The sequence below is a fragment of the Bacillus sp. TSO22 genome, assembly GCF_020223595.1.
GTDB classification, from domain to species: Bacteria; Bacillota; Bacilli; order Bacillales; family Bacillaceae; genus Bacillus; species Bacillus inaquosorum.
In genome coordinates this window covers 121,684-146,093 of the sequence record NZ_JAHAWO010000013.1, presented here as the reverse complement: position 1 = coordinate 146,093, position 24,410 = coordinate 121,684, and the positions used below count along the sequence as shown (strand labels likewise).

The 24,410-nt window shown below is 47.4% G+C and carries 22 protein-coding genes and 1 pseudogene; 13 read left to right on the top strand and 10 right to left on the bottom strand.

Features of this window, described 5'->3' with window-relative positions:
• The first annotated feature begins 12 nt into the window (after window positions 1–12).
• From KHQ79_RS16465 to KHQ79_RS16445, 5 genes are read left to right on the top strand one after another with little or no spacing between them, the layout of a single operon-like run.
• The gene (locus KHQ79_RS16465) at window positions 13–777 is read left to right on the top strand and encodes a glucose-1-phosphate cytidylyltransferase (RefSeq protein WP_003239970.1); all 765 of its coding nucleotides are present in this window, start codon (window positions 13–15) and stop codon (window positions 775–777) included.
• A gap of 6 nt (window positions 778–783) precedes the next feature.
• Window positions 784–1,752 carry a GDP-mannose 4,6-dehydratase gene (locus KHQ79_RS16460; protein WP_225516097.1) on the top strand — a complete coding sequence of 323 codons (969 nt, stop codon included), beginning with the start codon at window positions 784–786 and terminating at the stop codon, window positions 1,750–1,752.
• A gap of 23 nt (window positions 1,753–1,775) precedes the next feature.
• On the top strand, window positions 1,776–2,687 hold the full coding sequence (locus tag KHQ79_RS16455) for a putative nucleotide-diphospho-sugar transferase (protein ID WP_060398131.1): 912 nt from the start codon (window positions 1,776–1,778) through the stop codon (window positions 2,685–2,687).
• 28 nt (window positions 2,688–2,715) lie between these two features.
• On the top strand, window positions 2,716–3,879 hold the full coding sequence (locus KHQ79_RS16450; protein WP_225516096.1) for a glycosyltransferase family 2 protein: 1,164 nt from the start codon (window positions 2,716–2,718) through the stop codon (window positions 3,877–3,879).
• Window positions 3,880–3,893: 14 nt separating this feature from the next.
• Entirely contained in the window at window positions 3,894–4,829 is a 936-nt protein-coding gene (locus KHQ79_RS16445) for a putative nucleotide-diphospho-sugar transferase (RefSeq protein WP_032732199.1), read from the top strand.
• A 28-nt stretch (window positions 4,830–4,857) separates the two neighbouring features.
• On the opposite strand, the gene KHQ79_RS16440 is transcribed toward KHQ79_RS16445, so the two are convergent.
• The 3 genes from KHQ79_RS16440 to bcaP all read right to left on the bottom strand — a co-directional run bounded on the left by KHQ79_RS16440 (window position 4,858) and on the right by bcaP (window position 8,383).
• Window positions 4,858–6,087, bottom strand: a complete 1,230-nt coding sequence (locus KHQ79_RS16440) for an MFS transporter (RefSeq protein ID WP_003239961.1) — start codon at window positions 6,085–6,087, stop codon at window positions 4,858–4,860.
• Window positions 6,088–6,198: 111 nt separating this feature from the next.
• A complete protein-coding gene (locus KHQ79_RS16435) occupies window positions 6,199–6,906 on the bottom strand; it encodes a YjjG family noncanonical pyrimidine nucleotidase (RefSeq protein ID WP_225516094.1) in 708 nt (235 codons plus the stop codon).
• Between the two features lie 91 nt (window positions 6,907–6,997).
• Window positions 6,998–8,383, bottom strand: coding sequence for a branched-chain amino acid transporter BcaP (gene bcaP / locus KHQ79_RS16430; RefSeq protein ID WP_225516092.1), 1,386 nt, complete (start codon window positions 8,381–8,383; stop codon window positions 6,998–7,000).
• Window positions 8,384–8,630: 247 nt separating this feature from the next.
• Between bcaP and yfmT the strand changes: the two genes are divergently transcribed.
• The 6 genes and pseudogenes from yfmT (at window position 8,631) to KHQ79_RS16400 (ending at window position 15,356) form a co-directional block, all read left to right on the top strand.
• Window positions 8,631–10,088, top strand: a complete 1,458-nt coding sequence (yfmT, locus tag KHQ79_RS16425; RefSeq protein ID WP_060398136.1) for a benzaldehyde dehydrogenase — start codon at window positions 8,631–8,633, stop codon at window positions 10,086–10,088.
• A 508-nt stretch (window positions 10,089–10,596) separates the two neighbouring features.
• Window positions 10,597–10,962, top strand: a pseudogene (locus KHQ79_RS22435) (methyl-accepting chemotaxis protein); the annotation flags it as partial.
• Window positions 10,963–11,095: 133 nt separating this feature from the next.
• Complete coding sequence (locus KHQ79_RS16415) at window positions 11,096–12,985, top strand: ABC-F family ATP-binding cassette domain-containing protein (protein ID WP_225516088.1); 1,890 nt, start codon at window positions 11,096–11,098, stop codon at window positions 12,983–12,985.
• A gap of 123 nt (window positions 12,986–13,108) precedes the next feature.
• Window positions 13,109–13,555: a YfmQ family protein gene (locus tag KHQ79_RS16410; RefSeq protein WP_003239949.1), complete on the top strand. Its 447-nt coding sequence runs from the start codon at window positions 13,109–13,111 to the stop codon at window positions 13,553–13,555.
• A 122-nt stretch (window positions 13,556–13,677) separates the two neighbouring features.
• Entirely contained in the window at window positions 13,678–14,100 is a 423-nt protein-coding gene (locus KHQ79_RS16405) for a MerR family transcriptional regulator (protein WP_003239946.1), read from the top strand.
• A gap of 65 nt (window positions 14,101–14,165) precedes the next feature.
• On the top strand, window positions 14,166–15,356 hold the full coding sequence (locus KHQ79_RS16400) for an MFS transporter (RefSeq protein WP_225516086.1): 1,191 nt from the start codon (window positions 14,166–14,168) through the stop codon (window positions 15,354–15,356).
• Window positions 15,357–15,519: 163 nt separating this feature from the next.
• Here KHQ79_RS16400 and KHQ79_RS16395 read toward each other — a convergent pair whose 3' ends face one another.
• Window positions 15,520–17,076, bottom strand: coding sequence for an ABC-F family ATP-binding cassette domain-containing protein (locus KHQ79_RS16395; RefSeq protein WP_019257748.1), 1,557 nt, complete (start codon window positions 17,074–17,076; stop codon window positions 15,520–15,522).
• Between the two features lie 174 nt (window positions 17,077–17,250).
• Between KHQ79_RS16395 and KHQ79_RS16390 the strand changes: the two genes are divergently transcribed.
• Both KHQ79_RS16390 and KHQ79_RS16385 read left to right on the top strand, forming a co-directional pair.
• Window positions 17,251–18,381, top strand: a complete 1,131-nt coding sequence (locus KHQ79_RS16390) for a DEAD/DEAH box helicase (protein WP_225516084.1) — start codon at window positions 17,251–17,253, stop codon at window positions 18,379–18,381.
• A gap of 68 nt (window positions 18,382–18,449) precedes the next feature.
• Window positions 18,450–18,896 carry a GNAT family N-acetyltransferase gene (locus tag KHQ79_RS16385; protein ID WP_225516082.1) on the top strand — a complete coding sequence of 149 codons (447 nt, stop codon included), beginning with the start codon at window positions 18,450–18,452 and terminating at the stop codon, window positions 18,894–18,896.
• A gap of 52 nt (window positions 18,897–18,948) precedes the next feature.
• Here KHQ79_RS16385 and KHQ79_RS16380 read toward each other — a convergent pair whose 3' ends face one another.
• The 6 genes from KHQ79_RS16380 to KHQ79_RS16355 all read right to left on the bottom strand — a co-directional run bounded on the left by KHQ79_RS16380 (window position 18,949) and on the right by KHQ79_RS16355 (window position 24,382).
• Complete coding sequence (locus tag KHQ79_RS16380; RefSeq protein WP_225516080.1) at window positions 18,949–19,968, bottom strand: NADP-dependent oxidoreductase; 1,020 nt, start codon at window positions 19,966–19,968, stop codon at window positions 18,949–18,951.
• A 107-nt stretch (window positions 19,969–20,075) separates the two neighbouring features.
• Window positions 20,076–20,873, bottom strand: a complete 798-nt coding sequence (gene yfmF, locus KHQ79_RS16375; RefSeq protein ID WP_225516078.1) for a Fe(3+)-citrate ABC transporter ATP-binding protein YfmF — start codon at window positions 20,871–20,873, stop codon at window positions 20,076–20,078.
• 12 nt (window positions 20,874–20,885) lie between these two features.
• A complete protein-coding gene (gene yfmE, locus KHQ79_RS16370; RefSeq protein ID WP_088111342.1) occupies window positions 20,886–21,887 on the bottom strand; it encodes a Fe(3+)-citrate ABC transporter permease YfmE in 1,002 nt (333 codons plus the stop codon).
• Window positions 21,884–22,885 (bottom strand): Fe(3+) dicitrate ABC transporter permease FecD, encoded by a 1,002-nt coding sequence (gene fecD, locus KHQ79_RS16365; protein WP_003239919.1) that lies wholly within the window; start codon window positions 22,883–22,885, stop codon window positions 21,884–21,886. The genes yfmE and fecD overlap by 4 nt, the downstream gene beginning before the upstream one ends.
• Before the next feature lie 71 nt (window positions 22,886–22,956).
• On the bottom strand, window positions 22,957–23,904 hold the full coding sequence (yfmC, locus tag KHQ79_RS16360; protein WP_084990710.1) for a Fe(3+)-citrate ABC transporter substrate-binding protein YfmC: 948 nt from the start codon (window positions 23,902–23,904) through the stop codon (window positions 22,957–22,959).
• A 109-nt stretch (window positions 23,905–24,013) separates the two neighbouring features.
• A complete protein-coding gene (locus KHQ79_RS16355; protein ID WP_225516077.1) occupies window positions 24,014–24,382 on the bottom strand; it encodes a YfmB family protein in 369 nt (122 codons plus the stop codon).
• Window positions 24,383–24,410 lie beyond the last annotated feature (28 nt).

Below are 24,410 nucleotides of genomic sequence, written 5' to 3'. Positions count from 1 at the left end.
TGAGGGGTAGAGATGAAAGCGGTCATTCTCTGCGGCGGAAAAGGAACGAGAATGAGTGAAGTCACGCATGATATTCCTAAACCGCTCGCCATGATAGGCGGCAAACCGATTCTATGGCATATTATGAAAATCTATCAGTACTACGGAGTAAACGAGTTTATTCTGCTTTTGGGCTATAAAGGAGAAAAAATCAAAGAATACTTTCTCGACTATGAATGGAAGCACAACAGCCTGACACTCGACAGCTCTACGGGAGAGGTGCAGATGCTGGGGCAGCCTGAAACGTGGAAAATTACGTTTTTGGAAACAGGGGAAGACACGCTGACAGCCGGAAGAATCTTGCAGGCAAAAGACTATATCGGCGATGAAACGTTTCTGCTCACCTATGGGGACGGGCTGGCCAATATCAATCTTTTCCATCTCATCAGCTATCATCAGACAAAGGGTGCTGCTGCGACTGTCACCGGCATTGACAAAGTCTCGCAGTTCGGCACCTTGACGGTCGAGGAAGGCATGGCGAAAACATTTTCTGAGAAGACATCGAGTGACGGAATCATTAACGGCGGATTCTTCGTTCTCAGTCCCAAGGTTTTCGATTATTTGCCGAAGGACGGGAATATGATGTTCGAAGATGAACCGCTGAAGAACCTTGCCAAAGACGGAGAGCTTGCCGTGTACCGCCATTACGGATTTTGGACGGCCATCGATACGTATAAAAATCTCTTAGAAGTCAACAAAATGTGGGATCAAGGACAACAAGTATGGAAGGTATGGTGAACTGATTTGAGTTTCTGGAAAAATAAAAACGTATTTGTCACGGGGTGTACAGGTCTTTTAGGAAGCTACTTGGTGAAAGAGCTGATCGAACAGGGTGCAAACGTTACGGGGCTTGTCAGAGATCATGTGCCTCAATCCAACCTTTATCAGGAAGAACATATCAAGAAAATGAACATCGTACGGGGATCTCTTGAAGACTTGCCTGTGATAGAACGCGCGCTTGGCGAATATGAAATTGACACAGTCTTTCACCTTGCTGCACAAGCGATTGTCGGCGTGGCAAACCGCAACCCGATTTCTACCTTTGAAGCGAATATCCTCGGCACGTGGAATATTCTCGAAGCCTGCCGGAAGCATCCGTTAATTAAGCGGGTGATTGTCGCTTCAAGTGATAAAGCTTACGGCGATCAAGAAAACCTTCCGTACGATGAGAATATGCCGCTGCAAGGCAAGCATCCGTACGACGTCTCAAAAAGCTGCGCAGATCTGATCAGCCACACGTATTTTCACACGTACGGGCTTCCAGTCTGCATCACGCGCTGCGGGAACCTGTACGGCGGCGGGGATTTGAACTTCAACCGCATTATTCCGCAGACGATTCAGCTTGTTCTGAACGGGGAAGCGCCGGAAATCCGCAGTGACGGCACCTTTGTCCGCGACTACTTCTATATTGAAGATGCCGTTCAGGCTTATTTGCTTCTGGCAGAAAAAATGGAAGAAAACAATCTTGCCGGAGAGGCCTTTAACTTCAGCAATGAGATCCAGCTGACTGTCCTTGAACTGGTAGAAAAAATATTGAAGAAAATGAACAGCAGCCTGAAGCCGAAGGTGCTGAATCAGGGGAGCAATGAAATCAAACATCAATATTTATCCGCGGAAAAAGCGAGAAAGCTGCTGAATTGGTCACCGGCCTACACCATTGATGAAGGACTTGAAAAAACGATTGAGTGGTATACGGAATTCTTCAAAAAGTAATGTGAAACGAGGTGAACATGACTGTGACCAGCGCGTATTGCACCGTTTTATCAAAAGGGAGATTATATCAGGCAGTCGCCTTATTTAAGTCGTTAGAGCAAGTGGATCAAGACAGTCCCATTTTTATACTGTGCATGGATGAAGATACACACCGCGTCTTACAGAAGCTGAAGATGAAGCAGCTGAACCTTGTGCCGGTGGACGCGCTTGAAAATGAAACGCTTCTGAAGCTCAAGGAAACGAGAGATCAAAGCGAGTACTGCTGGACGATGAAGCCGATCTTTCTGCAAGCTGTGCTGAACAGCAACCCCGAGCTGGAGCGTGTGACGTATATTGACGGGGATTTATTTTTTTACGCCGACCCGTCGCCGATTTTTGAAAACCAGCCGGACTGCTCGGTGCTCCTTTCACGGGGTGATATCGTAATACCTTCCTTTGAGAGAGAGCAGATTGACATGCTGCAGCGTCTTTTAGGCAGATATAACTCCGGCTTTATCAGCTTCAAGCATGATGATGCCGGCACGGATTGCTTGGAGTGGTGGAAGGAACGCTGTCTTGAGGAATGCAAAAATGCCCCGGGTGAAGGGAAATTCGGTGATCAAGGCTATTTGGATTATATGTCTGAGCTGTTTCCGAATGTATGTGACATTACGACACCCGGTGTGAACATCGGCCACTGGAACTACGGGCAGCATACGTTTTCCTGGGAGGATGGCCGGATCGTGCTGGAGGATGGCAGCCCGCTGATTTTTTACCATTTCAGCGGATACCGAATCGTCAGCATCAATGAAATCAAACAGATTCATGAAACAACCCGCACAGACCTGCCGTTTGTGCATGAGCTGTATCAAGAGACACTGCCGCATATCATTCAGCACATTAAAACGTTAGACCCCGAATTTAACGGTTTTGCTTCAAAAGATGATAACAAATAAATGATTAAATACAGGAAGTGAAAATGAAGTGAAAGCAAGCGTTATTATTCCTGCATATAATTCAAAGGAGCGTCTCTATAACAGCCTTCTGTCATTAAACCAGCAGGAGTGCGATGAAGAATTTGAAGTCATTGTAGCGGACAATGGCTCTGAGGACGGGACGCTCTCGATGCTCGAGTCGTTTCAAGCGGATTTTCCGCTGGTTTTTACACGAATTAAGGAAAACAGGGGCATTGCGTACGGCCGAAATCAGGCGCTTCGCAATGCCAGAGGAGATATCCTGATTTTCCATGACAGCGATATGCTTGCGGCAAAGGATCTTGTGGCAAAGCATATCAAAGCCCATGAGAACGAAGAGAATCTCGTCGTGTGCGGTTTGTTTTGGAAACGGATCTACAGTTTTTATTATGAACGCTTTGAAGATGAACATAAGGAACAGCTCGCAAAGATCGTAGACGAAATGCCGAAGAAAGACAAACAAAAGCTGCTGAATGAAGCGGATATCAAAAACGGAAGCTTCTTGGACAAAAGCTTTGACCTTGACACCGACTTTATTGACGTGCTCAAGAAGATTTTGGATGAGTACGGCGATGACCTGAAAGGCTATCATATGCCATGGCGCTTTTTTATCACGAATAATTCCTCTGTTAGACGCAAGCATGTGGTTGACCTCGGTTTATTTGATGAAGGCATTGTGCGGTACGGGTTTGAGGATTACGACCTTGGGATCAGGCTTCATCAGGCCGGACTGACCTTCAGGCTGCATCGCGATATTGTCAGTGTTCATCAGGAGCACCCGAGCAATTGTAAGTCTGTAGACGATATTCGGGCAAACATTGCCTATATGTGCGATAAATACAATAACATCCGCTCCTTAGACGTTCATCTCGCTTTTAACGGGCCGTTTCCTCCTGACATGACGAACGGCATCATGACTGATATTCATAAGCTGCTGGAATCTCAGAAATACGACATGCTGCTGAATCTGTTTCTTGAGCTGCTCCATGTTGTCAAAGAGCGCAATATTGACCCGGATTGGCAAAAGAAAGCGCCAAGGGTGACGGCGAAAAACTTTGATTTACAAACTGTCCGCAAGCTTCTGCCCAAAGCGAAGAAAAAGCTTGGCGTGAACGATTTTGCCAATGCGTTGTATGCGCTTGTCAACGATTTGCTGCACGTGGATCTTAGATAATTGGATGTGGTATGATGAGTACATTTCATTTTTCAACGATAGTGTCAAGGACGCATATCTTTAAGCTCATGCCCATGATTCATTCTCTCCATGAGCATTGCGATGATTTTCATTTGTATGTGCTGTGTGTCGATCAGAAAGCGTATGAATTGCTTCAGCACGTGCCATGGGAGCATGTGACCTTTGTGCAGCTGCATGAAATGGAAGACCCGGAGCTGCTGAAAGCGAAAAGCAATCGAACGTTTCATGAATATTGCTGGACATTGAAGCCCGCCTTTTTATTCCATGTCATGAGCAAGTGGGATGATGCTGAATACTTTGCCCATATGGATACCGATCTGTTCTTCTTTTCTGATCCATCACGTATTTTTGCGGAAAACCCAACGGCTTCTCTGTATTTGACCGATCACCGCAACTCGCCGCGGTTCATGTCCTACTATGAACGGACCGGCCGCTATAACACAGGTTTTGTCGGTGCCGGGAATACGAAGGAAGCATATGAAGCGGTGTGGCAGTGGAGACAGGACTGCATTGAATTTTGTACGGTAGAAATGAATACGGAACGAAAGACGTACGGTGATCAACGGTATGTGGAGAAGTGGCCGGCGCAGTACAAGGGTGTGCATGTTGTCAAATCAATCGGAGCCAATACAGCGCTTTGGAATATCGAAAACTATAAGGTCGGGCAAAAGGATGGCCGCGTGTATATAGATGAAACGCCGCTGATTTTCTATCATTTCTCCGGGTTTACACTGGTGACAGAAAATGAGTTCAATCTTTGCTGGTATTATCGGATTGAAGACGAAGCGGCCATTGAAATGATTTATATGCCGTATGTGTTAAACCTGAAAAGATGGATTGACGAAATACAGTCGGCGTTCCCGGACTTTGCGGACGGCTTTATCCCGAAGCACGCAGTGCCTGATACTCATTTTATACAGCTGGATTAAAAAAACCCTGCCGCATGGCAGGGGTTTTTCAGCTATGCCACTCTCTCAGCTTCTGATCGCTCGGCAATAAGAAGGCTAGGATGCCGAGGACAGGGAGAAAGGCAATGGCGATCATTGTCGGGGTCAATCCCGCGGCGTCAATCAGAGCGCCCAGCGCCACAGCGCCGATCGCGCCCATTCCGAAGGCAAGCCCGACGGTCAAACCGGACATTGTGCCGATTTTTCCAGGAACAAGCTCCTGTGCGTAGACAACCGTTACGGAAAAGCTCGACATCAGAACCAAGCCGATCAATGCGAGCACGCCATAGGCGAGCACCGGTCCGGAAAATGGAAGCACAATCGCCAGCGGCGCCGAGCAGAGCAGCGAACCGAGAATCACGAAGCGTTTTCCGAAACGGTCTGCAAGCGGGCCGCCAAGAAACGTGCCGACAGCGCCGAACAGCAAAAAGACAAAAATATAGCTCTGTGCCTGCTGAATGCTTACGTGATATGTATCCATCGCGTAAAACGTGTAAAAGTTGCCGATTGCACTCGTATACCAAGAACGTGCAAAAATGAGAAATATAATAATGATAAGAGCAGATACAACAGACTTGGTGATAGCCTTGTTTTCAGCCGTTTTCTTTTGTTTGCCGGACTTCTGGGCAAGACTTCCGAGACGTGCAGCGTACCATTTCGCAATATACAGCAGAAACATAACAGCGAGCGCGGCGACAAGCGTGAACCAAACAGCGCCGAATTGCCCGAGCGGCACAAGGATCAGCGCGGTGATCAGAGGCGCCATCGCCTGGCCTGAGTTTCCGCCCACCTGATAGATCGACTGGGCGAGCCCGCGTTTTGTGCCGGCTGCCATATACGCCACACGGGAGCCTTCCGGATGGAAAATGGCCGAACCTAATCCGATGAAAAACACACAGCATAAAATCGTTACAAATGATGGGGCAAATGCAAGGCCTAAAATGCCGAGCATGCTGGCGGTCAGACCGATTGGCAGCGCGTACGGCCGCGGCCGTTTATCGGTATACCAGCCGACGACAGGCTGCATGACAGATGACACCATGTTTAATGTGAAAGCGATGATGCCGAGCTGTGTAAATGTCAAGCTCATGGAGCGTTCCAAAATAGGGAACATGGCCGGAATCACGGCTTGCAGCGAATCGTTGAGCATGTGGCAGATTCCGATGATAATCAAAATCGGATACACCGTGGTGCCGGGTTTTTGAACTGTTTTTTCTTTTAGCGGGGCGGCAATAGCCAAATGAGTCTCCTCCTTACATATATAGCCAAAGCATATCACCATATTATTCATAAGGTGAAGAATTTATCAAGAGGAAAATAGACTCTTCTAAAAGAAACGCCGTCAGCATGATTAGCAGCTGACGGTATATTCGATATTCAAAATATGATACAGCTCTTCAAGCTTACGAATCTCATAAGTTGGCATGATTTCTGACTCATTCGGCTTCATGTCAGGGTTCATCCAGCACGTATCAAGCCTGGCGAGCTGTCCGCCTTTGATATCAGCAGTCAGCGAATCGCCGATGATTAATGCGTGCTCTGCTGAAAATTGGGGAATCCGTTCAAACACGTAATCGAAATATTCCTTCATTGGCTTTTGGTAGCCTGTGTCTTCGGAAACGAAAATATCCTTGAAGAACGGAAATAATCCTGAATCACGGAGACGCTTGTATTGTGTCTTAGACACACCGTTTGTCACGATATACAAATCAAACTGGTGCTGCAGATTTGAGATAAGATCAAAAGCGCCGTCAATAAGCTGATGCCCTTCTTCAAGAAAGCTGCGGTATTTTTGCTCAAACAAGGCGCCGTCCGCCTCATAACCGTATTCCTTGAACAAAGCGGAAAAACGGGTGTTCACGACTTCATCCCGTGTAATTTTTCCTTCTTCAAAGGCTCTCCAGAGACCTTGATTGATTGTTTTATACTGCGTCTTCATTTCATCTGTTAAAGGAATGTTCTGATCTTCAAACAGCAAACGCAGCGCTAATGCTTCTGCCGCTTTAAAATCAAGGATGGTATCATCTACATCAAATAATAAAGTGCGGTATTGTTTCATCAGTTTGTCTCCCTTTCTCATATGTACTGAAAGTATAGCACATAAAAAAAGGAAAAAGCCGGCGGTTGAGGCACCGCCGGCTGAAAAGAGATTATTTGTTTAATAAGCTGTGTTTTCTTGAATACAGGAAATAAACCAGTGTTCCGACAGCGATCCAGATCACAAATGAAAGCCATGTGACGCCGGGAAGGCTGTACATGAACCAAAGGCAGATGCCTGCGCTGATAATCGGCACAACCGGAACGAACGGCACTCTGAAGGACGCTTTGATTTCCGGATGTTTCTTTCTTAACACAATGATAGCAATTGAAATGACCGTAAACGCGGCCAGTGTTCCCATGTTCACCAGATGGGCCAGCGTTCCGAGGTTAATAAACCCGGCGATCCCCGCTGCAACGATACCTGTCAGCCATGTGTTGCGGAACGGGGTTTTAAATGACGGATGAACCTTTGCGAACAATCCAGGCAGAAGGCCGTCTCTGCTCATGGCAAATGTCAAACGGACCTGAGCGTACAGCAAAGCGAGCATAACCGTCGTAATCCCGATAATGGCACCGACAGAAATAATTCCGGCAACAGCGTCCTGGCCGACGAATTTAAGCGCAAAGGACACCGGATCCCCGACATTCAATTTCGTATAAGGCATCATGCCTGTCAGCACTAGCGATACCGTGATGTATAGAACCGTACAGACGGCAAGCGCTGAAATAATGCCGACGGGCATGTTTTTTTGCGGATTTTTCACTTCCTCTGAAGCGTTAGAAACCGCGTCAAACCCGAGATACGCGAAGAATACAGTTGCTGCGCTGACAATGACGCCTTTCATCCCGAATGGCATAAAAGGAGACCAGTTTTCCGGTTTGACATAGCCGATGCCGACAATGATGAACAATAAAATGATTCCGATTTTCATCAGTACGATGACGTTGTTAAAGCGTGTGCTTTCCTTGACGCCTCTGCTGACAATCGCAGTGATGAGGAGAATGATCACTGCAGCCGGAAGATTGAACACGGCGCCCGGCGTGCTTCCCGGCGCTCCTGTCAGTGCGACCGGAATATGAAGGTTGAAGCCGGCAAGCAGTGATTGAAAGTATGAAGACCAGCCGGTGGCAACCGCCGACAGCGCAATGACATATTCAAGCATGAGGTCCCATCCGATCAAAAAGGCAAGCAGCTCTCCGAGTGTCACGTAGGAGTATGAGTACACGCTTCCCGAAATCGGAATCGAAGACGAAAACTCAGCATAGCAGAAGGCAGCGAGCGCACAGGCGAGCCCCGCTAAAATAAACGATATGATAAGGGCGGGACCTGCACCGGTCGCTGCCACTGTTCCTGTAATGACAAAAATCCCTGTACCGATGACACAACCGATACCAAGCAAGGTTAAATCAAATGCGCTTAACGTACGGGCAAGGCTTTTTGACTTGCTCTGCGCACTCAATGTTTCAAGCGGTTTTTTTCTAAATAATGAACTCATCAAAAGTTCCTCCTGGAAGATTCGAAATATTCTAATCATTATATACAGTTCTTGTTGTATTATATTGTCGAAATTTAGCGTAGTCAATAAAATATTTTTCCACTTTAAACGATAGAAGCGAAACAGCGTTGTCGTATTATAGGATAGTAATTTTTACTAATAACATATTCAATTTTATGCAGGGTGAACCGATAGAAAAAATAGATTCGCCCAATTTTGACTTGCGGTTAAAAAGGAGATGCTGACCATGTTTCAATATGAAGAGTTGAATAAACAGTTTATCGGCGGGAAATGGCAGGAGGGCAGCAGCCCGAATGTATTGGAAAACAAAAATCCTTATACTCAAAAAACATTTACAACCTTCCAAAAAGCGACTGCTGACGATGTAGATGAAGCGTATCGAGCAGCGGCGCTGGCAAAGAAAAAATGGGATGCGGTCAATCCGTTCGAGAAAAGAAATATCTTAGAAAAAGCTGTCACGTATATTGAAGAGAACGAAGAAGCCATCATTTATTTGATTATGGAAGAGCTTGGCGGAACAAGGCTCAAAGCGGCCTTTGAAATCGGGCTTGTTAAAAACATCATGAAAGAAGCGGCGACGTTCCCTGTCCGCATGGAAGGGAAAATTCTTCCGTCAACAATAGACGGCAAGGAAAACAGATTATATCGCGTGCCGGCAGGCGTTGTCGGTGTCATCAGTCCATTTAATTTTCCATTCTTTTTATCTATGAAATCAGTGGCGCCCGCGCTTGGAGCCGGCAATGGCGTCGTGTTAAAGCCGCATGAGGAAACACCGATTTGCGGCGGTACGCTGATTGCGAAAATTTTTGAGAACGCGGGAATTCCAGAGGGGCTGCTGAATGTTGTTGTTACAGACATTGCAGAGATCGGAGACAGCTTTGTCGAACACCCGGTGCCGCGGATCATCTCATTTACAGGTTCTACGAAAGTCGGCAGCTACATCGGCCAGCTTGCGATGAAGCATTTTAAAAAGCCGCTTCTTGAACTCGGCGGAAACAGCGCCTTTATCGTGCTTGAAGATGCGGATATCGAATATGCGGTTAATGCGGCAGTGTTCAGCCGATTTACACACCAAGGACAGATTTGTATGTCAGCCAACCGCGTACTTGTTCACTCATCAATTTATGATAAGTTCCTTGAACTGTATCAGGCAAAAGTGGAATCGCTGAAAGTCGGTGACCCGATGGACCCTGATACGATTATCGGGCCTCTAATCAACAGCAGACAGACTGACGGGCTGATGAGATCTGTTGAGAAAGCAATTGAAGAAGGCGCTGTTCCAGTGAAGCTTGGCGGATTTAACGGAACGATCGTGGAACCGACGATCTTAAAAGACGTGAAACCGTTCATGAGCATTGCCAAGGAAGAGCTGTTCGGACCTGTCGTCTCCTTTATGAAGTTTGATTCAGAAGACGAAGCGGTCGATATCGCAAACGAAACCCCGTTTGGCTTGAGCGGTGCCGTACATACGTCAAACCTTGAGCGCGGCGTGGCTTTTGCGAAGCGCATTGAAACAGGCATGATTCACGTTAATGACACGACAATCAACGATGAACCGAATGTGGCCTTCGGCGGTGAAAAACAATCCGGTCTCGGCCGTTTGAACGGCGAGTGGAGCCTTGAAGAATTTACGACACTGAAATGGATTTCGGTCCAGCACGAAAAACGCAGCTTCCCTTATTAATGAATAGGAGTGAATGGAATTGAGCATAAGAACGGAAAAAGAAACCGCAGACCTTCTGAACGCGTTTGTCAAAGTAGCCCCTTATTTAAACAGCCTGGTTCAGGATGATATTACAATCGGCATTTACGATACGGAAAAACTGCTTGTGAATATACCTGCCAAAACCTTTTCTCTCAACGTAAAAGCCGGCGATCCGCTGCAGGAAGGGGATATTATTACAGACGCCATCCGCACCAATCAGAAGAAGACGAGCATGGTTCCGAAAGAATTGTTCGGCTTCCCATTGATTGCACGCGCCATCCCGCTCCACGACGAGAATGGAAGAGTGATAGGGGGCGTCGGCCTCGGAACGAGCCTTGAGGAGTCGTCTAAGCTTCATGATGTGGCGGAAAGCTTATCGGCTGTTGTTGAACAAACGGCAGCAGCCATTTCCGATATTTCTGATTCAATCAACGGGTTTTCAACTCAAATGTCGGGCATTTCCTCTCAGGCGAAAAAGGTAAGCGAAAGCGCCGGTGAAATCGCCGATATTTCAGTAACCGTGAAAGGCATCTCTGACCAAAGCAACCTGCTCGGCCTGAACGCCGCGATCGAAGCGGCGAGAGCAGGGGAGTCTGGAAAAGGCTTCTCTGTCGTTGCAGATGAGATCAGAAAGCTAGCCACGCATTCGAAAGAAAATGTCGGCCAGATTGACCAGATCACGAAAAAAATCCACAGCCTGCTGAAAGGTCTGGAGGAATCAATCGAGTCGATTAATCAGCATACAGACGGACAAGCCGCTGCCGTTGAACAAATTTCCGCCACGATGCAGGAGATTTCAGGAAGCGCACAGCATCTCGCAAAAATGGCAGAAAAAGCACTTGAGGAAGAATAAAAGACCGGGGACGAACGTCCCCGGTCTTTTTTCTATCCTGATTTCCATGAACTTTGTCTGACGTTTTACTAGTTTTATTCCAACGGCTGATTTAAAATGTACACATGAACTTACGTGAGGATTGATAGGAACCATGAGCATATTAAAAGCGGAAAATCTGTATAAAACATACGGAGATAAAACATTATTTGACCACATCTCCTTTCATATTGAAGAGAATGAAAGAATCGGATTAATCGGGCCGAACGGAACAGGAAAATCCACGCTGCTGAAAGTGATTGCCGGCTTGGAATCTATTGAAGAGGGAGACATCACGAAATCAGGCAGCGTGCACGTTGAATTTCTTCATCAAGACCCGGAGCTGCCTGCGGGGCAAACTGTGCTGGAGCATATCTATTCCGGTGAATCGGCTGTGATGAAAACCTTGCGTGAATATGAAAAAGCGCTGAATGAACTGGGGGAAGATCCCGAAAATGAACAGCGCCAGAAGCACCTGCTGGCTGCGCAGGCGAAAATGGATGCGAACAACGCGTGGGATGCGAACACCTTGGCAAAAACCGTATTGTCTAAGCTGGGCGTCAACGACGTAACAAAGCCAGTAAACGAGCTCTCAGGCGGTCAGAAAAAACGGGTGGCCATTGCCAAAAACTTAATTCAGCCCGCTGATCTGCTGATTTTAGACGAGCCGACGAACCATTTGGATAATGAAACGATTGAGTGGCTTGAAGGATATTTAAGCCAATACCCCGGCGCCGTCATGCTGGTGACGCACGACAGGTATTTCTTAAATCGTGTCACGAACCGCATTTATGAGCTCGAACGAGGCAGCCTCTACACGTACAAAGGCAACTATGAAGTGTTTTTAGAAAAACGCGCGGAACGGGAAGCGCAGGCTGAGCAAAAGGAAACGAAGCGGCAAAACCTGCTGCGCCGCGAACTGGCTTGGCTTAGACGGGGAGCGAAAGCGCGCTCCACAAAACAAAAGGCGAGAATTGACCGAGTGGAGGCGCTTAAGGAGCAGAAAGGCCCTCAGTCATCTGGCTCACTCGACTTTGCGATTGGCTCCCACCGTCTTGGCAACCAGGTCATTGAAGCGGAGAACGTGATGATCGCTTATGACGGCCGCATACTTGTCGACCGCTTTAATGAACTGGTCATACCGGGTGAACGGATTGGGATCATCGGGCCAAACGGCATCGGAAAAACAACGCTGTTAAACGCCCTTGCCGGCCGTCATACTCCAGACGGCGGCCATATTGCGATCGGCCAGACCGTTAGAATCGGCTACTATACCCAGGATCATAGTGAAATGAATGGCGAGTTAAAGGTCATTGAATATATAAAAGAAACGGCGGAGGTCGTAAAAACAGCGGATGGCGATATCATTACAGCTGAACAAATGCTGGAGCGTTTCCTCTTCCCGCGTTCGATGCAGCAGACGTATATCCGCAAGCTGTCCGGAGGAGAAAAACGCCGTTTATACTTGCTTCAGGTTCTCATGCAGGAGCCGAATGTCCTGTTTCTCGATGAGCCGACGAACGATTTGGATACCGAAACATTAAGCGTCCTGGAGGATTATATCGACCAGTTCCCTGGCGTCGTCATCACCGTATCCCATGACCGCTACTTCCTTGACCGTGTCGTCGACCGTTTGATTGTGTTTGAAGGAAATGGTGTCATTTCCCGCTTCCAAGGCTCCTACAGTGATTACATGGAGGAATCAAAAGCGAAAAAAACAGCTGAAAAACCGGCTGCTGAAGCAAAACAGCCCGAAGCTGAGCCGAAGAAAAAACGGAAAAAGCTTTCCTACAAAGATCAGCTTGAATGGGACGGCATCGAAGATAAAATTGCCCAGCTGGAAGAAAAGCATGAGCAGCTTGAAGCTGACATCGCCGCAGCAGGCAGCGATTTCGGAAAAATCCAAGAGCTGATGGCCGAACAGGCGAAAACGGCGGAAGAGCTTGAGGCGGCTATGGACCGCTGGACAGAATTGTCCCTTATGATTGAAGAACTTGAAAGTTAGAAAAGCGCGGCCCGCAGCAGGCCGCGCTTTTTTCACATAATGTACAAAAACGAAACACCCTGCTTATGATAGGATGAAATTGTGTGTCAGCGGCACATGGAAAACTAATGGAGATGATGAAGTATGACATTGACTATCGTGATGTTAATCCTCATGAGTCTGGTGAAAATCGTATTAACCTGTCTTCCAACAGGCGTCATGGAATGGCTGCTCAGCAAATTTGAGGTGCACGCCAAGCTGAGTGACGAAAATGCCGTTCTCTCTCTAGCTGGAAAACGTCTTGAGGGGGAAGAGAAGCAGAAAGTGATTGACCAATTTAACGAAGCTGTCTTCCTGGAGAAGTATTATATTTACCCAGGTGACGAAGAGCGTTATTTATATCCGGAAAACGGCGGTACGCCGCTGGTGATAGATACGAAAAAAGGCAAAAATGATGTGAAGCTGTTTGTGTACCGCTACGACGACCATATTGACGTCGTGAAGCAGTACAAGAAGAAAGTGATTGCGTATCAATTGCTTTCTGAAAGCCTTCAAAAGCAGTCTCTGTCAGTGACAGGAAGTTTGGCTTAAACAGGACAGTGAAAGACGGGTGCTTTATGCACTCGTTTTTTTATTGCTTTTCAAAACTTTACGTTTACGTTAAGGTTCAAAAGGTGTATAATGGGAACAGAAACGGCGAAGGGGGATTTACCTTGGAATGGATGAAGATTGATCAAGTAGCCAAAAGAAGTGGGCTGACAAAGCGGACCATCCGGTTTTATGAAGAAATCGGTTTGATTCCGGCGCCGAAACGGACAGACGGCGGCGTAAGGCTTTATTCAGAGGATGATATGGAGGAGCTTGAGAAAGTCATCAGCACAAAAGAAGTGCTCGGTTTTTCCCTTCAGGAGCTTCAGCATTTCATGGAAACCAGCCGCCAGCTAGAGTTAAACAAAGAGGGGTATTTGTTGTCACTGGATCCTAAGGAACGGAAAGAAAAACTGGAGGAAATTCAGGAAACACTGAATCACCAGCTGGATTTGATTGATGAGAAAATCCGCACATTCGAAAGCTTTAAAGAACGCCTGCAAGGCATGAAAGATAAAGCGGAACGTGCTATTCAATCAATCGAATGAAAAGTTTGCCAAACGCTATTTTTGTAGCGTTTCTTTTAATGGAATAAAGATGGAGGTCAGGTCAAATGGATAAGACAAAACAAGTGAATCAGAAAACGGGCTTGCTCAGTCAGCCGAAAGCGGTATGGGCTGTCGCGTTTGCCTGTGTGATTTCCTTTATGGGAATCGGGCTGGTCGATCCAATTCTTCCGGCAATTGCCGCACAATTACATGCTTCACCTAGTGAAGTATCACTCTTGTTTACAAGTTATTTGCTTGTAACCGGATTTATGATGTTTTTCTCAGGCGCCATTTCCAGCCGTATCGGCGCGAAATGGACGTTAATTCTCGGACTTATTTTTATTATTGTGTTTGCGGGGCTTGGCGGCAGTTCAAGCTCAATTGCTCAGCTAGTCGGCTATCGCGGAGGATGGGGATTAGGTAATGCTTTGTTTATTTCAACAGCGCTTGCGGTTATCGTCGGCGTGTCAGTCGGGGGCAGCGCCCAAGCGATTATTTTGTATGAGGCTGCGCTCGGTCTCGGGATTTCTGTCGGGCCGCTTGCAGGCGGAGAGCTTGGAAGCATTTCATGGCGCGCACCGTTTTTCGGGGTATCTGTCCTGATGTTTATTGCGTTAATCGCGATTTCTTTCATGCTGCCGAAATTGCCGAAACCGGCGAAACGCGTCGGTGTGTTTGATGCCATGAAGGCGCTCAAATATAAAGGTCTGCTGACGATGGCGGTATCTGCATTCTTATACAACTTTGGATTTTTTATTTTGCTTGCTTATTCTCCGTTCGTTCTGGATTTAGATGAACATGGTCTTGGATATGTCTTCTTCGGCTGGGGCCTTCTGCTGGCTGTTACGTCAGTCTTTACTGCGCCGCTCGTGCACAAAGCGATGGGCACAGTGCGTTCCTTGGTCGTTCTCTTTATCTCCTTTGCGGTCATTCTCATCATTATGGGGATCTGGACAGAGCATCAGACATTGATTATTACATGTATCGTTGTCGCCGGTGCTGTCCTCGGTATGGTGAATACGATCATGACAACCGCTGTGATGGGTTCTGCGCCGGTTGAACGTCCAATCGCGTCTTCAGCCTACAGCTCAGTCCGCTTCATCGGCGGCGCGCTCGCTCCGTGGATTGCGGGAATGTTGTCAGAACACTTCACCGCAAGCACACCATATACAGTAGGCGGGATCGTCGTTTTTGTCGGCATGCTTGTCCTTCTCATGGGACGTAAACATCTTGCCGGAATTAAGGCGGGACATTAATAACGAAAGACACTGCGCAGATGCAGTGTCTTTTTTATCATGCAACCTTCTCTTTACTACCATATCCATTGCAGCTCATTTTAAAAGACAGAGAGCTGTTGAGAATCGTTCAGAAAAAATGGCAGTAAAAAACCCGCCCTTTAGCAGGCGGGTTTTCTTCGGTTTAAAGCACTTTCGTCGTCCATGACTCGCAGTTCCATGTTTCTGTCGCGATATCCATATAAAAGTCGGGCTCGTGGGAAATAAGCAGAATCGAGCCTTTGTATTCTTTCAGCGCGCGCTTGAGCTCTTCCTTCGCGTCGACATCCAAATGGTTTGTCGGCTCATCGAGCACCAGCAGGTTTGTTTCCGAATTGATCAGCTTGCACAATCTAACTTTCGCTTTTTCGCCCCCGCTTAATACGGAGACGCGGCTTTCGATATGCTTTGTCGTCAGTCCGCATTTCGCCAGAGCGGCCCGGATTTCATACTGCGTATACGAAGGGAATTCGCTCCATACCTCTTCGATGCACGTATTGTTGTTTGTTTCCTTGACCTCTTGCTCAAAATAGCCGGTAAAGAGATGCTCGCCGCGTTCAACCGAGCCTTCAAGCGGCTGGATTTCGCCAAGCAGGCTTTTCAGCAATGTCGTTTTTCCTATGCCGTTCGCGCCGTAAAGGGCGATTTTTTGGCCGCGCTCCATGCGGAGGTTCAGCGGACGTGACAGCGGGGAATCGTAACCGATCACCAGATCCTTCGTTTCAAAAATCAGCTTGCCTGACGTTCTCGCCGGCTTGAAGTGGAATTCCGGCTTTGGCTTTTCTGCCGCGAGCTCAATCATATCCATCTTATCGAGTTTCTTTTGGCGGGACATCGCCATGTTTCTCGTGCTGACGCGGGCTTTGTTGCGGGCAACGAAATCCTTCAGCTCAGCGACTTCCTGCTGCTGCTTTTTATACGCTGCTTCAAGCTGCTGTTTCTTCACCTCGTAGACTTCCATAAACTGATGGTAGTCGCCGACATAGCGTGTCAGCTCTTGATTTTCAACGTGATAAATCAGGTTGATGACGCTGTTTAAGAACGGAATATCATGGGAAATCAAGATGAACGCGTTCTCGTATTCCTGCAGATAACGTTTCAGCCATTCGATATGCTGTTCATCAAGATAGTTGGTCGGCTCATCGAGAAGCAGAATTTCCGGCTTTTCAAGAAGCAGCTTGGCGAGAAGAACCTTTGTGCGCTGTCCGCCGCTCAAATCAGTGACATCACGCTCTAATCCGATATCGCTCAAGCCGAGGCCGCGGGCAATTTCTTCCACTTTGGAATCAATGATATAAAAATCATTGTTCGTCAGCGCGTCTTGAATCACACCGACTTCTTCAAGCAGCTTTTCGAGCTCGTCGGGATCAGCTTCGCCCATTTTGTTGTAAATCTCGTTCATTTCTTCTTCCATCGCAAATAAATAATGGAATGCGTCTTTCAGGACGTCACGGATGGATTTTCCTTTTTCCAGCACGGTATGCTGATCCAGGTAGCCGACACGGACATTTTTTGACCATTCGACTTTTCCCTCATCAGGTTCAAGCTTTCCGGTAATAATATTCATGAAGGTTGATTTTCCTTCACCGTTTGCGCCGATCAGCCCGACGTGCTCGCCTTTTAACAGGCGGAAGGAGACGTTATTAAAAATGGCCCGGTCACCGAAGCCGTGGCTTAAATCCTTTACAGATAAAATACTCATGTTTACACCTCTATCGTTTATCAAACACGCACAATCGGCGTGTATTATTCACCCTTTTGATTATAAAGGAGGAATCGGAATGTTGAAAGGTATAGGAAAGAAAAAGAAAAATTGCGTTCCGGGCGAGGTTTTGAGATACTATGGAGTAGATTTCAGGAATTGAGGAGAACAAAAATGACGCAAACTTGGCCATTTTTACATAATGCACAATCATTTATACAAGAGAATTGGAATGCTTCCGGCTTTCAAAAGCCAACACCTGTTCAGGAGCAGGCAGCACAGCTGATCATGGATGGAAAGGATGTCATCGCGGAATCGCCGACAGGCACAGGCAAGACGCTTGCGTATGCGCTGCCGGTCTTGGAGCGAATTAAGCCAGATCAGAAGCATCCGCAGTCGGTGATTTTAGCGCCGTCGCGTGAGCTGGTGATGCAGATTTTTCAGGTGATTCAGGATTGGAAAGCGGGCTCAGAGCTGCGCGCGGCTTCCTTAATCGGCGGGGCGAATGTGAAGAAGCAGGTCGAAAAGCTGAAAAAACATCCGCATATCATTGTCGGTACGCCGGGCAGGGTATTTGAGCTGATTAAAGCGAAGAAACTCAAAATGCATGAAGTGAAAACGATCGTGCTTGATGAAACAGATCAGCTTGTCCTGCCGGAGCATCGCGAAACGATGAAGCAAATCATTAAAACGACATTGAGAGATCGGCAGCTTCTTTGTTTTTCTGCCACTCTTAAAAAGGAAACTGAGGACGTGCTCCGCGAATTGGCGCAAGAGCCTGAGGTGTTGAAGGTGCAGCGAAGCAAGGCGGAAGCTGGGAAAGTGAAGCATCAATATCTGATTTGCGACCAGCGCGATAAAGTGAAGCTGCTGCAAAAGCTGTCAAGACTCCAAGGCATGCAGGCGCTTGTATTTGTGAGAGACATCGGCAACCTGAGCGTATATGCGGAAAAGCTGGCGTATCATCATGTCGATCTCGGTGTTCTGCACAGTGAAGCGAAAAAAATGGAGCGGGCGAAAATCATTGCCGCATTTGAAGACGGAGAATTCCCGCTCTTATTGGCGACTGACATTGCTGCACGCGGCTTGGATATCGAAAACCTGCCGTACGTGATTCATGCCGATATTCCTGACGAAGACGGCTATGTACACAGATCAGGCCGAACAGGCCGGGCCGGAAAAGAAGGCAACGTGCTGAGCCTCGTTACGAAACTCGAAGAATCAAAGCTGAAAAAAATGGCGAAGAAGCTTGGCGTGGAGCTGAGTGAAGCTGTGTATACAGGCGGAAAATTGAAGACGAAATAAAAAGGAGGGCGGTAAGCCCTTCTTTTTTGTTGTAAAATAATAGAAAAGGGATCGCGCGGGGTGGGAAGATGGTTTCAATAGACAGATTTCAAGTGATGAAGGAGCCGGAGCTGAAAATCCTTGAACAATGGTTTGAAGATGAGGATACAAGGCGGAGAATGGATGGGATGCTGCCATTAGATGTGTGGTATGCACGAGTGAATAAAGATGAAGACGATACTGTCATGATGGCTTATGACGGGCAGCTTCCGGCAGGGATGGTCGTTATGGAGTTCGGGGAGAAGCGGGCGTATATTGGATTGATCGTAAATCCTTTGTACCGGCTTCAAGGGTACGGAAAACAGATATTGCAAAAACTGCTGAGTGACCCTGATTTTAATGGTGTGCGGGAATGGGCTGCATGCATTGAAGAAGACAATCGAATCAGTCTGGCTTGCTTTCAAGCAGCCGGATATACTTTGGAGGACACTGAACCTGATGAAGATGGCTTTCTCACTTTGATTCTTCGCACCTGACCATACACAAAAACACGAAGGGCAAAAATCCCTCCGTGTTTTCATTATCATGTCAGCTCGGATCACTGACTTTGATCAGCTGTTTTCCTTTATTTTCGCCTTTAAATAAACCGAGAAACGCGTCAGGAATGTTTTCGAAGCCTTCTGTGATGGTTTCCTCGTAATGGAGCTTTCCATCCTTTAGCCATTCGGCCAGCTGTTTTGCTCCCTCAGAAAAGCGATCGGAGTAGTCGCCTACGATAAACCCTTGCATCAGCGACTTGGTTTTGATCAGCTTCGATTGGACGCGGGGCCCCATATCATCTTCTTCGCTTTCAGCGTTATAGGAAGAAATGGCGCCGCACACCGGAATGCGGGCAAATTCATTGAGCAGATTCATGACCGCATCTGAGATTGGCCCGCCGACATTGTCAAAATACACATCGACACCGTCAGGACAAGCGTCTTCAAGCGCTTTTTGGATATCATCAGCTGTTTTGTAGTTGATGGCTTCGTCAAACTGCAGCTCCTGTTTTAAATACGCGATTTTCTCATCAGAGCCCGCGATGCCGACGACTCGCGCGCCTTTGATTTTGGCAATCTGCCCGACCGCTGAACCGACGGCTCCCGCTGCTCCGGAGACTACCACGGTTTCGCCTTCTTTCGGGCGCCCGATGTCCAGCAGTCCGAAATATGCCGTCAAGCCGGTCATTCCCAAAATGCCGAGATAGGCCGAAGCGGGAGCGAGGCTTGTATCAATTTTTCGCAAGGCTGACTCGCTCACAGCGGAAAATTCCTGCCAGCTGAGGTTTCCGATGACGATATCGCCTTTTTTTAGATGATCGCCGTCTGATACGACTTCAGCGATGACCCCGCCAGAGAGCGCTTCATTCAAGGCGAACGGCTCAACATATGACTTCGTATCCTGCATACGGCCACGCATATAAGGGTCAACTGATACATAAAGCGTTTTGACAAGCACTTCCCCTTGCTTCGGCTCGGGGACCGGAATGGTTTCAAAGCGAAAATCTTCATGAACGGGAACACCTTGCGGGCGTCTTGCTAATTGAATTTGCTGCTGAGATGCTGTCATTTTCATCCTCCTATCACTTGATTGACACCACTGTAACATGGAGAGGAGGAGAAATACAAAAGGTAAGCCGGCATGCAAAAAAGGAGAGGGGGTTCCTCTCCTTTTTATCACGCCCGTAATTTCGGACACAGTCCCGTCGGCAGGCACATTGGCTTCTGGTCGATCGGGCTTCTCATGATGCAGCATTCCAGGCCGAAGACTTCACGGAAAAATGGCTGGGTAAACACATCTTCCGGTGTTCCGGCATTGTATACTTTTCCGTCCAGCACACTGATCAGATAGTCAGCATATTGAGCGGCCTGGTTTAAATCATGGAGCACCATCACAACGGTGCGGCCATGATCGCGGTTCAGCTTTTTCAGCAGCTCAAGCACTTCAATCTGGTGTGAAATGTCTAAATACGTGGTCGGTTCATCAAGCAAAAGCAAATCAGTTCCTTGAGCAAGCGCCATGGAAATCCATGCTCTTTGTCTTTGACCGCCTGAGAGAGCATCCAGTGTCCGTTCCTTCAGCTCTATCATTCCCGTTGCTTCCAGGGCCCACTCTACCATATCGTGATCCTCTTGGGTATGCTTGGATAACAGTTTTTTGTGAGGATGTCTGCCGAAATAGCACAATTCCTCTACCGTCAATCCTTCAGGCGCCTGAGGAGATTGAGGAAGAATGGCCAGTTTTTTTGCGACTTCTTTTGACGGCTGGCGGTGGATATCTTTTCCTTCTAATAGTACCGTACCGCTTTTTGGCGCCATCAGCCTGGCGAGTGATTTGAGGATTGTTGATTTCCCGCAGCCATTGGCGCCGATGAGTGCAGTGATTTTTCCCTCTTCTATCTTTAAATCGACTCCGTCAATAATCACTGTGCTGTCATATGAAAGAGTGAGCTGGTCTGCAGCCAGTTTTCCCATGATATCCTCTCCCTACTGTTTCCTCGCTTCGAATTTCAATAAATATAAGAAATAAGGCGCGCCGATCACGGCTGTCAATATTCCGGCCGGTATTTCAACCGGAGGCATGATGCCGCGCCCTAACGTATCTGCAATTAATAATATAATAGCACCAATCAATGCCGATGCAGGCAGTAAATATTTAGCTTTTTCTCCGGTAAGCCGTCTGGCGATATGCGGAGCAAGCAAACCGATAAAACCGATTGAGCCAACGACGGCTACACAGCTTCCCGCCAGCGCAACCGCGGTGAAAATCAGAATGAATCTCAGCCGGTTTGCGTTTTCGCCGAGACCCTGCGCAAGCTCATCGCCGAGTGACATAAGATCCAGCTTCGGTATGAGAATGCAGACGATCGGCAAAAGAATCAAAAGCCATGGCGCAAGCAGCTTGACTTCTTCCCAGTTTCTTCCCCAGAGGCTGCCTGTCAGCCAAATGAGTGCAGCATTCACGTCGCCCGGAAACTTCACCATCATATATTGCATCCCGGCGTGGCAGACCGCGCCTAAGGCGATGCCTGATAGAGCCAATGAAGAGGGCTGAATGCTTTTTTTGCGGGCTATCATTAATAATAGTACAGCAATAATGGCGGCTCCGGCAAATGCAGAGAACGGAAGCACGTACACTGGCGATTTAGGAAAAATCAGAATCACAGCCATGGCCGCAAGTCCGGACCCTTTTGAAATGCCGACAACGTCCGGGGAAGCGAGCGGATTGCGGATGACACCCTGCAAAATCGCACCGGCCGCGGCAAGCCCGGCACCGGCCAAAATCGCTAGTATAATCCGGGGAAGGCGGTATTGCTGGATGATGAATTCAAAGGAATGATCCAGTCCCAGCAAATTTGTCACCACCGCATCCGGTGAAATGTATAATGCACCGAAGCCGATGCTGATGACGGACAGAACGATCAGAAGCACGGCCAATATGAGTATCGCCAGCAAGGGGCGTTTTTGTTTTCTGGTTGTTTTCTTCATTTCAGATTTCGCCCTTTCCTTGCCAAATATAAGAAAAACGGTGTTCCGATAATCGCGGTGACAATGCCGACCGGTGATTCATAAGGAAACGCAATCCATCTGGCCAGAACATCTGCGTACACAAGCAAAATGGCACCGAACAGCGCTGAAAACGGAAGCACATATTGATAATGTTCTCCGATCAGCTTGCGGACAATATGCGGAATGAGCAGTCCGACAAAGCCGATCGGCCCGGCGACGGCTACGGAAGCGCCGGAAAGAATTAAAATGATAAAGCTGATCAGAATCCGAATGCCGTTCATGTTTTGCCCTAGCCCTTTTGCTGTCTCGTCCCCAAGACCGAGGACAGAAACAGAACCGGAAAACACGAGGGCAAGCCCGATGCCGATGACAGAAAACGGAGCGATGGTCATGACGTCCTGCCAATTGCTTCCGTCAATCGCGCCTGTCATCCAGTACAGGACATCCTCTCCCGACTCATTTAAAATAATGACGGCCTGTGTCATGGAGGAGAGGAACAAATGCACCGCCATTCCCGACAGCGCCAGCTTGACTGGTGTCATTCCGCCGGATGAGGCAATCATATACACAATCGCGCCGCCTGCTGCCGCACCCGCAAAAGCGAATACAACGGAAGAATAGGGCGATGCCGGCAGAATGACGAGAGAAGCAACGACAAAAAGCGATGCGCCCGCATTCACACCGAAAATTTGAGGTGAAGCCAGAGGGTTTCTAGTCATGGCCTGCATCAGCGCCCCTGCTACGGCAAGGCTGGCACCGACGAAAACGCCGATTAATGTGCGGGGAAGGCGAAGAGTAGAGATGATGAGCTGTTCCTTTGAACCGTCCCATACAAAAAGATATTTCAATGAATCTATGATGCCGATGTCTGAGGCTCCTACTGATAGATTAAGCCCAAGCCCGAATATAAAAATGATCAGTGCGATGATAAATATCATCAGTCTCGATGATAAGCGCCGTTTGGCTGAATGATACAACAGTCTCACTTCCTTACTGCGTCTGATTGCAAAAACGAAGAAGCAAGGATTTCCCCTCGCTTCTCATAGTCTTACTTATTATACACTTTTTTGAGGACGTCTTTGGCGCTTGTTTCACTAGACTTGATCCCTCTGAATCTTGTCCAAGTGTCACGGTCTGCATCATAGACTTGTCCGTTTTTCACCGCTTTGAGATTTTTCCAGAGCGGGTTCGTTTTCCACTCGTCTACAATTGTCTTGCCTTCGTTGGCTGAGATGAACAAAATATCTGGATCGATTTTGCTCAATTGCTCAAGGCTGACCTCTTGATAGGCTTCATTTGATTTCACTGCGTGCGTAAAGCCAAGCATTTTAAAGATTTCTCCGTCATAAGATGATGACGTATGAAGCTGGAATGAATCTGCTCTAGCAACCCCAAGAACGATGTTGCGGTTTTCATCTTTCGGAAGCTCCGCTTTTAGATCGTTGATCACTTTGTTGTGCTCTGCAAGCTTCTCTTTTCCTTCATCTTCTTTATTTAATGCTTTAGCAATGGTTGTAAAGCTGTCGATCGTTTCGTCATATGTCGCTTCCCGGCTTTTTAATTCAATCGTCGGGGCGATTTGTTTCAGCTGTTTATAAATGTTTTTATGGCGTTCAGCATCAGCGATGATGATATCAGGCTTTAAGGAACTGATGACCTCTAGATTCGGTTCGCTGCGTGTGCCTACCGATGTATAATCAATTGAGCTGCCGACAAGCTTTTTAATCATATCTTTTTTGTTGTCATCGGCGATGCCCACCGGCGTAATGCCGAGGTTGTAGACAGCATCCAAGAATGAAAGCTCAAGGACAACCACCCGCTTAGGTGTGCCGCTTACTGGCGTTTTTCCTTCTTCGTGCTGGATCACTCTTGAATCCTTAGACTTGCTTTCGCTGCTTCCGCTGTTATTCTGGCTTGATGAACAGCCGGATACAATGAAGCAGGCGATTAATAGAACACTCATGATGGCAATCAACTTGTTAGAATAGGTGCGCATGTCATTCTTCCTTTTTTTAGATTTAGTAATGAGAATCATTATCACATGTAAACACTATAATAGCATGGCTCATCATGTCAATATTTTTTTAGTAAAGAAAGCGTCGGTTTTACTGCTTTCTCATGAAAGCATCATCAGACACAAATAAATGGTATACAGCATCGCTGTGTCTCCGAGACAAAAACGCTTGGGCATTAGCTTTAGAGTTTTTAAGCATATCAGCATTAACATAAGGAAGGAGAGCGCCGAGATAACCGGATAATTTCTTTTCTATTTCTTCTGCGAGCGCGAATTCAATGTCGCCGATATTCATGATAATCGAGAAGACAAAGTCGATATCGATATGAAAATGTTCCTCAGCAAAGACCGCAAGCTCGTGAATTCCGGGTGAACAGCCGGCGCGCTGATGGAAAATCTGTTTGACTAAATCACTCACAACCCATGCATTGTATTGCTGTTCTGGTGAAAAGTATTGCATTAGACATACCTCCTGCTCGTACGGATAA

Bases quoted from the DNA above. Each gene is read 5' to 3' on its own strand.
- KHQ79_RS16435 (WP_225516094.1), bottom strand. From the start codon at position 6,906: ATGAAACAATACCGCACTTTATTATTTGATGTAGATGATACCATCCTT.
- KHQ79_RS16410 (WP_003239949.1), top strand. From the start codon at position 13,109: ATGACATTGACTATCGTGATGTTAATCCTCATGAGTCTGGTGAAAATC.
- KHQ79_RS16355 (WP_225516077.1), bottom strand. From the start codon at position 24,382: ATGCAATACTTTTCACCAGAACAGCAATACAATGCATGGGTTGTGAGT.
- KHQ79_RS16400 (WP_225516086.1), top strand. From the start codon at position 14,166: ATGGATAAGACAAAACAAGTGAATCAGAAAACGGGCTTGCTCAGTCAG.
- KHQ79_RS16395 (WP_019257748.1), bottom strand. From the start codon at position 17,076: ATGAGTATTTTATCTGTAAAGGATTTAAGCCACGGCTTCGGTGACCGG.
- KHQ79_RS16445 (WP_032732199.1), top strand. From the start codon at position 3,894: ATGAGTACATTTCATTTTTCAACGATAGTGTCAAGGACGCATATCTTT.
- yfmF (WP_225516078.1), bottom strand. From the start codon at position 20,873: ATGGGAAAACTGGCTGCAGACCAGCTCACTCTTTCATATGACAGCACA.
- KHQ79_RS16415 (WP_225516088.1), top strand. From the start codon at position 11,096: ATGAGCATATTAAAAGCGGAAAATCTGTATAAAACATACGGAGATAAA.
- yfmT (WP_060398136.1), top strand. From the start codon at position 8,631: ATGTTTCAATATGAAGAGTTGAATAAACAGTTTATCGGCGGGAAATGG.
- yfmC (WP_084990710.1), bottom strand. From the start codon at position 23,904: ATGCGCACCTATTCTAACAAGTTGATTGCCATCATGAGTGTTCTATTA.
- KHQ79_RS16380 (WP_225516080.1), bottom strand. From the start codon at position 19,968: ATGACAGCATCTCAGCAGCAAATTCAATTAGCAAGACGCCCGCAAGGT.
- yfmE (WP_088111342.1), bottom strand. From the start codon at position 21,887: ATGAAGAAAACAACCAGAAAACAAAAACGCCCCTTGCTGGCGATACTC.
- KHQ79_RS16385 (WP_225516082.1), top strand. From the start codon at position 18,450: ATGGTTTCAATAGACAGATTTCAAGTGATGAAGGAGCCGGAGCTGAAA.
- bcaP (WP_225516092.1), bottom strand. From the start codon at position 8,383: ATGAGTTCATTATTTAGAAAAAAACCGCTTGAAACATTGAGTGCGCAG.
- KHQ79_RS16465 (WP_003239970.1), top strand. From the start codon at position 13: ATGAAAGCGGTCATTCTCTGCGGCGGAAAAGGAACGAGAATGAGTGAA.
- KHQ79_RS16390 (WP_225516084.1), top strand. From the start codon at position 17,251: ATGACGCAAACTTGGCCATTTTTACATAATGCACAATCATTTATACAA.